Annotated in this window: 12 protein-coding genes; 4 read left to right on the top strand and 8 right to left on the bottom strand. The window is 75.6% G+C overall.

The window, feature by feature from the left end:
* Positions 1–9: 9 nt before the first annotated feature.
* Genes QOZ86_RS13820 through QOZ86_RS13805 form a run of 4 tightly spaced genes read left to right on the top strand, consistent with a single transcriptional unit; the run spans position 10 to position 3,372 of the window.
* Positions 10–402, top strand: a complete 393-nt coding sequence (locus QOZ86_RS13820) for a c-type cytochrome (RefSeq protein WP_284492554.1) — start codon at positions 10–12, stop codon at positions 400–402.
* A complete protein-coding gene (locus QOZ86_RS13815; RefSeq protein WP_284492553.1) occupies positions 399–1,271 on the top strand; it encodes a c-type cytochrome in 873 nt (290 codons plus the stop codon). The genes QOZ86_RS13820 and QOZ86_RS13815 overlap by 4 nt, the downstream gene beginning before the upstream one ends.
* Positions 1,268–2,074, top strand: a complete 807-nt coding sequence (locus QOZ86_RS13810) for a QcrA and Rieske domain-containing protein (protein ID WP_284492552.1) — start codon at positions 1,268–1,270, stop codon at positions 2,072–2,074. Before QOZ86_RS13815 ends, QOZ86_RS13810 begins: the two co-directional genes overlap by 4 nt.
* Positions 2,071–3,372 (top strand): cytochrome b N-terminal domain-containing protein, encoded by a 1,302-nt coding sequence (locus QOZ86_RS13805; RefSeq protein ID WP_284492551.1) that lies wholly within the window; start codon positions 2,071–2,073, stop codon positions 3,370–3,372. Before QOZ86_RS13810 ends, QOZ86_RS13805 begins: the two co-directional genes overlap by 4 nt.
* 66 nt (positions 3,373–3,438) lie before the next feature.
* Here the strand turns inward: QOZ86_RS13805 and QOZ86_RS13800 are convergent, their stop codons facing one another.
* The 8 genes from QOZ86_RS13800 to QOZ86_RS13765 form a co-directional block, all read right to left on the bottom strand.
* A complete protein-coding gene (locus QOZ86_RS13800) occupies positions 3,439–3,813 on the bottom strand; it encodes a hypothetical protein (protein WP_284492550.1) in 375 nt (124 codons plus the stop codon).
* Positions 3,810–4,994, bottom strand: a complete 1,185-nt coding sequence (locus QOZ86_RS13795) for a cytochrome c-type biogenesis protein CcmH (protein WP_284492549.1) — start codon at positions 4,992–4,994, stop codon at positions 3,810–3,812. The genes QOZ86_RS13800 and QOZ86_RS13795 overlap by 4 nt, the downstream gene beginning before the upstream one ends.
* A gap of 5 nt (positions 4,995–4,999) precedes the next feature.
* Positions 5,000–5,578: a TlpA family protein disulfide reductase gene (locus QOZ86_RS13790; protein ID WP_284492548.1), complete on the bottom strand. Its 579-nt coding sequence runs from the start codon at positions 5,576–5,578 to the stop codon at positions 5,000–5,002.
* Positions 5,575–7,587 carry a heme lyase CcmF/NrfE family subunit gene (locus QOZ86_RS13785; RefSeq protein ID WP_284492547.1) on the bottom strand — a complete coding sequence of 671 codons (2,013 nt, stop codon included), beginning with the start codon at positions 7,585–7,587 and terminating at the stop codon, positions 5,575–5,577. Before QOZ86_RS13785 ends, QOZ86_RS13790 begins: the two co-directional genes overlap by 4 nt.
* Entirely contained in the window at positions 7,584–8,027 is a 444-nt protein-coding gene (locus tag QOZ86_RS13780; RefSeq protein ID WP_284492546.1) for a cytochrome c maturation protein CcmE, read from the bottom strand. The genes QOZ86_RS13785 and QOZ86_RS13780 overlap by 4 nt, the downstream gene beginning before the upstream one ends.
* 91 nt (positions 8,028–8,118) lie before the next feature.
* Positions 8,119–8,856, bottom strand: coding sequence for a cytochrome c biogenesis protein CcsA (gene ccsA, locus QOZ86_RS13775; RefSeq protein WP_284492545.1), 738 nt, complete (start codon positions 8,854–8,856; stop codon positions 8,119–8,121).
* A gap of 4 nt (positions 8,857–8,860) precedes the next feature.
* Complete coding sequence (locus tag QOZ86_RS13770) at positions 8,861–9,517, bottom strand: heme exporter protein CcmB (protein WP_284492544.1); 657 nt, start codon at positions 9,515–9,517, stop codon at positions 8,861–8,863.
* Positions 9,514–10,176, bottom strand: a complete 663-nt coding sequence (locus tag QOZ86_RS13765) for an ABC transporter ATP-binding protein (protein ID WP_284492543.1) — start codon at positions 10,174–10,176, stop codon at positions 9,514–9,516. The genes QOZ86_RS13770 and QOZ86_RS13765 overlap by 4 nt, the downstream gene beginning before the upstream one ends.
* Positions 10,177–10,186 lie beyond the last annotated feature (10 nt).

Raw genomic sequence — 10,186 nt, 5'->3', positions numbered from 1 at the left:
AGCGTGCTGGTGACCGGGCGATGGCGCGCCGGCGCGCCGACGGCGGCAGGCCTGCTGGCCGGGATCGTCGTCCTGAGCGGCTGCAGCAGTCTCACCGAGGACACCGGGGAGCCCCCCGGCGCCCCCCAGGCGGGGCAGGAACTGCTGCGCGAGTACGGCTGCCTCGCCTGCCACCAGGTCCCGGGGGTGCCCGGACCGCAGGGCAGCGTCGGTCCCCCGCTGGGCGGCATCGCCGACCGCCGCACCATCGCCGGAAGCCTTCCGAACACCCCGGACAATCTCGCCCTGTGGATCCTGGCCCCGCAGGAGATCAACCCCGACACCCTCATGCCCGACGTCGGCGTGACCGTCGAGGACGTCGACGACATCGTCGCCTACCTCTACACGCTGGAGCACCCGTGACCCCGTCCGACCGACGGGGACAGCGGCGGGGCGGAACGCTGCTCCCCCTGCTCGCGCTCGTTGCGGGATGCGTGGGGCTGACCCTCCTGGTGCAACCGGCCGACGCCGCCCCGGCGCCCGAGCCGGCGATCGTGGACGTCACCGCAGGTGGATCGCTGTACCAGCGGTACTGCGGGCTGTGCCACGCCAACAACGGCAGCGGCGTCCCCGGGACCGGGGCCGCCGCCGGGCCGGACCTGCGCGGCCTGCCGGTGGCGTACGTGGATCTCACGATCCGGACCGGCCGGATGCCGATCGTGCACGACGAGGTGGGCGCGATCGAGGAGCAGCTGACGGCGGAACAGCGGCGTGCGGTGGTCGCGTGGATGACCGGTGCCTTCGACCTCGAAGGGGTCATCCCCGAGGTGCTGCCCGGCGATGCCGGTCGGGGCCAGCTCCCGTGGCTCACCAACTGCGCCCCCTGCCACAGCGCGGCCGGGCAGGGCGGGATCTCCGCGGACGGGTCACTGGCCCCCGACGTCACGGACGTCGACCCCACCGGCGTCGTCGAGGCCATTCGGGTGGGCCCGTTCGAGATGCCGCAGTTCGGGGACGAGACGCTCAGCGAGCAGGAGGCCGCGGACATCGCGGCCTACGTGCAGGAGCTGGCGTCCGCCGACCCGACACCCCTGGGGCTGACCGGCATCGGCCGGGTGTACGCGGGCGCGGTCACCGGCGTGCTCGCCCTGGTCGTGGTGGGCGCGCTCGTCCTCGTCGTGCGGACCAGGCGGCAGCCGGCGGTCCCTCCGCCCGGCGTGCCCCCGGCCGACGACGTGCCGCAGAGCCCCGAGGGCCCGGCCGCAGGCGACGACGCGGGAGCCCGGAGGTGAGCGCGGCCGGCCCGGACGCCCCCGATCGGAGTGTCCTGCGCGGCCCCGTCCCGGCCGCGGTCGCCGGAGCCACGCTGCTGCTGGTCGCCGCCTTCGTGGTCGGGCTGGTCGCCGGGTGGCCGACCGAGGTGATCGGCTCGGTCCTGGGCATCGGCCTGCTCGGCGCCGCCTTCTTCGTCGCCCAGGTCCGGCCGCGCACCACCGCCGAACGGGTCTGGCCCGACGAGCGCCGGGCCGGGGACGCCCCGGTGGCGGCCGCGGTCGCCCGGCACCCGGTGCGCCGCCGGTGGGTCCTCGGTGGCGCCGGGCTCGGCGCGCTGGGCGGCATCGGGCTGCTCGCCTGGCTGGGGCGGGACGAGCCCCGCGGGACCCCGTGGCGGCGCGGCGTCCACGTGGTGACCGCCGACGGCGATCGCATCCGGGCGGACGAGGTCCCCGTCGGTGGCTTCGGCACGGTGTGGCCCGAGGGCTCGACGCGTGTCGACTCCGCGTCCGCCGTCCTCGTCCGGCTGTCCGGTGATGCCGAGCCCCCGACCGTGCTCGAGTGGGTGGTGGGTCGGCGCATCGTCGTCTACTCGAAGATCTGCACGCACGCCGGCTGCCCGGTCGGGCTGTACCAGGAGACCTCCGACCAGCTGTTCTGCCCCTGCCATCAGGCGACGTTCGATGCCGCGCACGGCGCGGTGCCGACGTTCGGACCGGCCTCCCGCCCGCTCCCCCAGCTGCCACTGGGCGTGGACCGTGCGGGCTTCCTGGTGGCGACCGCGGGCTTCCCGGTGCCGGTGGGACCGGTGCGCGGATGACCGTCGTCGAACGACAGGAGACCCCCGGCCGCTGCGGCGACCGGACCGCCCGGAACGGCGCGCCGCGGTGGCTGCGCGAGCTCGTCGTCCCCACGCACTGGTCCATGCTGCTCGGGCCGGTCGCGGTGGTGTGCTTCCTGGTGCTGCTCCTGACCGGCGCGGTCCTGACGTTCTTCTACGCACCCTCCGCGCAGCCGGTGGTCCACGACGGGTCCTCGGCGTTGTACGCCGGACGCGAGCTGCCGGCCGCCTTCTCCTCCGTGGTGACCATCAGCGAGGACGTCCCCGGCGGGCAGCTGCTGCGGCGGGTGCACCGGGTGGCCAGTTACCTGTTCGTCGCGACGATCCTCGGCCACCTGCTGCGGGTGTTCCTCGGCGGGGCCTTCCGCGGGCGCCGGGTGACCAACTACCTGATCGGCCTGGTGCTGCTCCTGCTGGCGATCGTGCTGGGTTGGACCGGGCAGAACCTGATCTACGACGTCGTCACCGGGAGCAGCGTCCGGATCGGCTACACGATCGCCTCCAGCATCCCCTGGCTGGGCCCGGAGCTGGCCGATCTGGTGTTCGGTGGACCGGACGCCTCCGACGCCGTCCCACGGCTGTTCTGGTTGCACGTGCTGGTGCTGCCGGTGGTGTTCGTGGCCGTGCTCGGCCTCCACCTGTGGCTGGTCGTCCGTCACCGGCACACCGTGCTGCCGGGACGGAGGATACCGGGCGGCCGGACGGCCGTCGCCGCCCCCAGCGGCGAGGGGCTGCGTTCCCGCCTGCTGCTGCTCGCCCTGCTGACGACCGCGGTGCTCGTGCTCGCCGCCGTGCTGGTGCCCTTCAGCGACGTGGTGCACGTCGGCCCGTACGTGGCGGGCGCGGCCAGCAACGACATGTACCCGGACTGGTACATGCTGTTCGCCGAGGGCGGGATCGCGCTGCTGCCCGCGGTCGACGTCGCCGTCCTGGGCACCACGATCACCAACCCGCTGCTCGGGGGGATCCTGCTGCCGGGGCTCATCGGCGTCGCCGTCCTGGGCTACCCCCTCGTGGAGCGCCTGTTCCGGCGGCGGCCGGCGGCCGAGCTCGACGTGAACGAGAGTGCGGTCGAAGCACCCGGCCGGGTCGCGTTCGTCACGGCGGTCGCGGTCCTGGTCACGGTCCTGTCCCTCGGCGCGGCGAGCGCCACCATCGCCGAGATCCTGGTCGTCTCCCCGCAGACGGTGATGCGGGTCCTGCGGGTCGCACTGGTGGCCGCGCCGCTCCTCGCGGCCGTGGTCGCCTACTGGTACGCGAAGCGGCAGCGCGGCTGAGAAAGGACCCCGTCCTCCTCACCGCTCGCAAGCTCGCGGCGAGCCTCTGGACGGGGCCTGGCTGTTTCACCTGGCGGCGGCGACGCTCACCGAGGCGTGCATACCGGCCGGGGAGTGGCCCGTCAGCGTGCACTCGAGGTGGACCGGGCTGCCGCGCGCCACCTGGACCTCGAGGATCTGGCGTTCCCCCGGGGGCAGGACGGCGCTGCGACCGATCTCCCGGTCGCCCTGCCTCAGCACGACGTCGTGGGCCGCGCCGCCGGCGTTGGTCACCACGACGGTGACCGGTCCGGCCTCCAGCGTGCCCACCGACAGCGAGAACGCGTACTCCTGCATGCCGATCCGCAACTCGCTCGCCGGCGGCCCGGCGGGCACCGGCGCGGGGTCGGTCGTCCCGCAGGCGGCGAGGAACAGCGCCGCCACCGCGGCCAGGGATCTCACCGGTCCCCCAGCAGCGCCCGGACGCCGGGAGCCGCCGGAGAGTTCGGGGCGAGCTCGAGGAAGCGGCTCAGGGTGTCGATCGCCTCGTGCGCCCCGGCCGCCTCCTGCGCCAGACCGAGGACGAGCAGGACGTCCGGGTCGTCGGGGTACCGCCCGGCGAGTTCCCGCATCGCCGGCAGCGCCTCCGCACCCCGGCCCGCCCGGACCAGCACGTTGCCGCGGAGCAGGGCGACGTCGTCGGCCGCCGGCTCCAGCGCCAGTGCCCGGTCGTACGCCTCGACCGCCGGGTCGACCTGCCGCGCGCGGTCGAGGGCACGGCCGAGGGCCAGCCACGCGGCCGGATCCTGCGGTCGGGCTTCTGCCTCGGCCCGCAGCGCCGCGACACCCGCCGCGGGGTCCGCCGCCCCCGGGACGTCCCCCGTGACCGGATCCCCGGTGCCCCGGTCTCCCACCGCCAAACCCACGCCCACCCCCGCAGCCGCGAGCAGGACGACCGCCGCCCCGGCCGTGACCACCCGTCGCGGCAGCACTGCGCCGGGAGCCCGCACCCGCGCGGACGTCTCCCGCGCGCGGTACCGACGGACGGCCGCGGCCAGCCGCCGGTCGGCCCCGGCCACCGCCTCGGCGTCGGCCGGGTCGTCCTCCGCCGCGGCCAGCCGGGCATCCAGGGCTTCCCGCAACGACTCGCCGGCCGGGGAGTCGTCCGGCACCAGCGCACCGGCACGGTGCGCCGCGAGGGCCCGGCGAGCCGCTCCTCCCACGGCGTCCTCCGCCGGTTCCGCCGGCGCGCTGCGCGCCCGGTGCAGCCAGCGCCAGGCGAAGACCCCACCGGCCGCGACGGCCAGGGCCGGCAGCAACCAGGCCAGCAGTCCGGCGCCGGACGCATCGGGGCTGAGCAGGACCTGCTCCCCGTAGCGGTCGACGAAGTACTGCCGGACCTGGTCCGGGGTCCGGCCTTCCCGGAGCTGGTCCTCGATCACCTGCCGGGCGCTCGCGGCGAGGACCGACGCGCTGTCGGCGACCGACTGACCCTGGCAGGTCGGGCAACGCAGGCCGGCCGCCACGGCCTGGACCTGTTCGGGGATCGACGGGGAGCCCTGCGGCGCGGCGGCGCGCAGCAGTCCCAGCACCGCGAGGACCACCACCCCCACGACGACCGCCGCGCCCGCCGCCCGACGCACGGGCATCACGGTGCGTCGACACCGAGCAGCGGGACCACCTGCTCGGTGATCCAGTCCGCGTCGACCTCGCCGATCGTCTTGGCCACGACCGTGCCGTCCCGGCCGACGAGGTAGGTCTCGGGCAGCGCGAAGGTTCCCCAGGCGACCGCGTGGGTTCCCTCCGGATCGGTGACGGTGGGCCAGCGGGCTCCCCCGAACTCCGCCAGGAAGGCGCGGGCATCGTCGGGGTCGTCCCGCACGTCGACCCCCACGATCCGCAGGCCCCGCGGTCCGAGGGACGCCGCCGTGGACGTCAGCAGGGGGTGTTCGCGCCGGCAGGGCTCGCACCACGATGCCCACAGGTTGACCAGCACCACCTCGCCCCGCCAGTCGGCGAGGTCGAACCGGCTCCCGTCGAGCGTCTCCCCTGCCAGCGGCGGGGCGGGCTGCCCGATCAGCGCCGAGGTCGACGCCGGGGAGTCGCCGCCCAGCCGCGCGGCGAACAGGCCGCCGACCAGCGCGACGACCGTGACGAAGACCAGGACGGCCGGCCAGCGGCGGCGTCGAGGTGCCGGCTCGGACGAGACGCCGGTCGGCGTGGTCACACCTTCACCTCCTCGGCCTGGTGTGCCGGGTCCCGGGGCAGCGCCGCCGCGGCCGGCTCGCGCGGCAGCCGGCGGGGCCAGCCGGCCGCCACCGCACCCACGATCATGACCGGGACCGACATCCACAGCCACAGCACCATCGGGTTGACCACCAGCCGCACGGTGGCCGTGCCGTCGTCCGGGTCCACCTCCGTGAGGACCAGGTAGGCGTCCTCGGTGAGGGTCGTCCGCACCGACGGCGTCCCGACCGCCTGGGTGAGCGTCGGATAGGTGCTCAGCTGCGGGGCGTGGACGCCGACGTCGCGACCGTCCTCGCGCAGCAGCAGGTCGGCCGCCACCGACGTCCGCCGGTCATCGGCCGACCGCCGCACCTCCTGCAGGGTCGCCGTCCAGTTCCCGACGCGCACGGTGTCGCCCACCGCCAGCTGCTGGGTCGCCGAACTGCTGTAGGTCGACGACGCCGCCACCGCCACCGCCGCGAGCACGAAGCCCAGGTGCACGAGCAACCCGCCGTAGGTGCGCCGCCGGTCGAGCAGGGTCCGCCCGGCCGCGCCCGCGAGGGGGCCCGGTCGCAGCGCCCGCGTCCGCGCCACGTCCAGCACCACCCTGGTCAGCGTGGCCCCGGCGACGAACACCGCCAGCCCGAAGGTGAGCAGTGCGGGGACCCCGCGCAGCCCGGACAGGCCCAGCAGACCGACGGTGGCCAGGCCGGCGAGGGCGGAGGGCAGCAGCTGCCGGGCCACGCGCCGGCCCTGGGCCCGCCCCCACGGCAGGAGGGGGCCGATCCCCATCAGCAGGATGACGAGGAGCGCCAGCGGCACGGTCATCCGCGTGAAGTACGGAGCGCCGACGCTGAGCCGGTCGCCGGTCACCGCCTCGACGGCGATCGGGAAGGTGGTGCCGAGCAGGATGGTGAACGCCAGGCCCGCCAGGAGGAGGTTGTTCGCCAGGAAGGACGTCTCCCGGGAGACCGTCGCCAGCAGTGGCTCGTCGTCGCCCAGGCGGTCCGAGCGCCACAGGAACAGGAGACCGGCACCCAGGACCACGGCCAGCAGGAACCCGAGCAGCACCGGACCGATCGCCGACCGGGTGAACGCGTGGACGCTCTCGACCACCCCGCTGCGGGTGAGGAACGTGCCGAACAGGACGAGGACGAAGGTGGCGATCGCCAGGGTGAGGTTCCACAGCCGCAAGGTCGGCCGCCGCCGCTGCACCATGACCGAGTGCAGCAGCGCGGTGGCGGTGAACCACGGCAGCACCGAGACGTTCTCCACCGGGTCCCACGCCCAGTAGCCGCCCCACCCGAGCACCTCGTAGGCCCACCACCCGCCCATGACGACGCCGGCGGTGAGGAACGCCCACGCGGTGAGCGTCCAGGCGCGGACCACGGCCACCCACGCCGGGCCGGTGCGCCCGGTGACGAGGGCCGCGATCGCGTAGGCGAACGGAACGGCCATGCCCACGTAGCCGAGGTAGAGCAGCGGCGGGTGGACCCCCATCAGGGGGTGGTCCTGCAGCAGCGGGTTCGGTCCCGGCCCGTCGGTGGGAACCGGGCTCACCCGGTCGAAGGCGTTCCCGGCGAACAGGGCCAGCGCGAAGAAGAAGGCGCCCAGCACGGACAGCACCGAGATCGCCCAGGGGTGCAGGTCCCCGGCTCGGGGATGGACGCGCACCATCGCCAGCGCGGTCAGCCCGGTCAGCACCAGCAGCCACAGCAGCAGCGACCCCTCCAGCGCCGCCCACAGGCTGATCACGGTGTAGTACAGCGGCACCGCCCGTCCGCCGTTCTCGGCGACGTATCGCACGGAGAAGTCGTGCTGGACGAGTGCGTCGACCATCACGACGACGGCGACGACGGCGCCGAGCAGGGCACCGTACGTGCCGATCCGCGCCCACCGGCCCGCCTCGCCGGCCTCCCGCCGCCGGGCCGCCACGGCCCACGCCATGGTGGCGGCCGTGGAGCACACCAGACCCAGCGTCAGCCCGAACGAGCCGAGCAGCTGCCTCATCCGCCGTCCTCCGCGGGGCGGCCGGTCCCGCCCGCCGGGGCACGGTACTCGTTGTCGTGCCTGACCAGGAGCACGTCCGAGCGGAAGACGCCGTCGGCGCCCAGGCTGCCCTCGACCACGGCACCCTGGCCCTCCTGGAAGACCCCGCGGGGCTGGCCGGCGTTGATCACTAGCACGTCCTGCACCCCGTCGGTCAGCTCGAACCGCACCCCCTCCGCCGTGGTCCCGACCGTCCCGGCCACCACGAGTCCGCCGAGGCGGACCCGCTGGCCCTGCAGCTCCGGATCGGCCACCAGCTCGCTGGTGGTCCGGTAGTAGACGAGGCTGCCCTGCAGTCCGGCGACCGCCAGCACGCCGACCGCGACGAGGACCACGCCCGCGACCAGCAGCAGCCGCACGGGCAGCTGCCGGCGGGCGGTCGCGACATCGGCCGCGGTCACCGCGGCTTCCGCCCCGGACGGGTCCAGGACCAGTACGCGGCCCAGGTGCCTCCCGTCAGCAGGTATCCCGCGGCCACCCACCCCCAACCGCTCACCGCTGGGCCCTCGGGACGACGGCGAGCGCCTCGGCCGGAGCATCCGCCGGGGGGCGCGCGGCTCCCGCCACGGGGGCGTCGGCCGAGGCCAGGTCCCGCAGCCGGCGCCGCACCACCAGCACCCCGGCCAGCGTGAACGCCGCGACCGCGGCCCCCAGGGCGGCCGCCATCCACGGGTCCATCGGTGCCGGGTCCGGCGACAGCACCGTGGCCGGCTGGTGCAGGGTGCGCCACCACACCACCGAGAAGTGCACGACGGGCACGTTGACGAACCCCAGGATGCCCACGGCCGCAGCACGGCGGGCCCCCGCCGCACGGTCGTCCCCGAGGCCACGGACCCCCAGGTAGCCCACGTACACGAGCAGCAGGACGGCGGTGGTGACCAGACGAGGGTCCCAGACCCACCACACGCCCCAGACCGGCCGGCCCCAGACGCTGCCGAGCGCGATCGCCAACGCGGTCATCCCGACCCCGAGCTCCGCGGCGGCCTGCGCCCGGCGGTCCCAGCGCAGGTCCCGGGTCAGGAGATGGGCCACGCTGGCGACGAGGACCGCCGCGAAGGCCAGGTAGGCCAGCCACGCGGCCGGCACGTGCACGTACATCAGCCGCTGCGGCTCGCCCTGCACGGCGTCGGTCGGCGCGGCGACGAGCGCGAGGGCCACCGCGACGCTCGCGACCACCGCCGTGGCTGCGCCCAGGAGGCGGTCCGCCGTGCAGGGAGAGGGGGACGTCATCCGATCACTCCTCCAGCAGGACGGGGAACACGGCCCAGGCGGCGGTCAGCACGGCCACGGCGTACAGGGTCATGAGGATGCCCCAGGGGAGCACGGCAACTCCGGGAGTCGCCAGCTGGGTGCCGGCGAGCAGGGCCGGGAGGCCCGCCGGCAGGATCAGGGCCGCCAGCAGCCCGCCTCGCCGGGCGCCGGAGGCCACGAGCACACCGAACGTCGTCGTCGCTGCCGCGAGCGCCAGCGTGCCCACCGCCCCGCCGTACAGCGCCCCGGGCAGGACCGGGACCTCGAACAGCACGGTGACCAGAGCAGCGGACAGCACCCAGGTCAGGGCCAGGGCCGCCCAGGTCGCCAGCAGCTTGCCGGCGAAGAGCGGGCCGGGGGCGACGAGCCCGCGCAGCGCGTCCCAGCTGTCCTCCGCCATCTCGGCGCCGGCCACGGCGCGGGCCAACGGCACCGTGGCGACCAGCACCGCCAGCCACGCCGTCCCACCGGCCGTGGCCGCCAGTTGCTGCGGGCCGGGCCCGAAGGCCAGACCGGCCAGCACCACGAAGGCGGATGCGAACGGCGCCGTGGTGACCAGCGCCTCGCGGCCGGCCAGCTCCACGGCCACCTCCCGGCGGAACACCGCCGCGGTCGCAGCGCCGGTGGTCGGCTCCGTCACCGCAGCACCACTCGTCCGTCGTCGATCTCCAGGTGCGCGTCCGCCGCGGTCAGGAGAGCGCCCGGCTGGTGGGTGGCGACCAGGACCGTCCGCCCGTCGGCGCGCAGCGCATCGAGGACCGCGGCGAGATCCTCCGTGCCTCGGGTGTCGAGTGCGGCCGTGGGCTCGTCCAGGCAGAGCAGCGCCGGACGGCAGGCGACCGCGGCGGCCATCGCGGCACGGACGCGCTCACCGGCCGACAGCGTGCCGACCCGGCGGTGCGCGAGGGCCCGGATGCCGAGCAGGTCCACCGCGGCATCGGCGGCCCCCCGCCGGCCGGCCAGCCCGGCGGTGGCCGCCACGGCGTCCACGACGGTCTGCGCACCGCGCAGGCCTCCCCCGCCGCGGACGTACAGGGCTCGGCCGGCGCACTCCCGGCTGCCGCTGCTCGGACGCAGCAGCCCGGACGCCATGCGCAGCAGCGTGCTCTTGCCCGACCCGTTGGGGCCGGTCACCACCGTCAGGGTCCCCGCGGCCAGGGAGAGATCGAGCGCTGCCCACACCGCGCGGCCGCCGTGGATCCGGCTGACCCCGGTCATCTGCAGCGCCCATGGGACAGCGGCGGGCGGCGATCCGGCCGGGAACCGCCGGTCGCCGTCGGTCGCAGGCTGCCCGAGCACGGCCCCAGCG

Origin of the sequence: Blastococcus capsensis, assembly GCF_030165005.1 — a bacterium.
Taxonomy (GTDB): Bacteria; Actinomycetota; Actinomycetes; order Mycobacteriales; family Geodermatophilaceae; genus Blastococcus; species Blastococcus capsensis.
The sequence above is the reverse complement of the archived record's forward strand: the minus strand, read 5'-3'. Positions and strand labels throughout refer to the sequence as shown.

Coding starts and splice junctions, on each gene's coding strand:
- QOZ86_RS13805 (WP_284492551.1), top strand. CDS start 2,071: ATGACCGTCGTCGAACGACAGGAGACCCCCGGCCGCTGCGGCGACCGG.
- QOZ86_RS13785 (WP_284492547.1), bottom strand. CDS start 7,587: ATGAGGCAGCTGCTCGGCTCGTTCGGGCTGACGCTGGGTCTGGTGTGC.
- ccsA (WP_284492545.1), bottom strand. CDS start 8,856: ATGACGTCCCCCTCTCCCTGCACGGCGGACCGCCTCCTGGGCGCAGCC.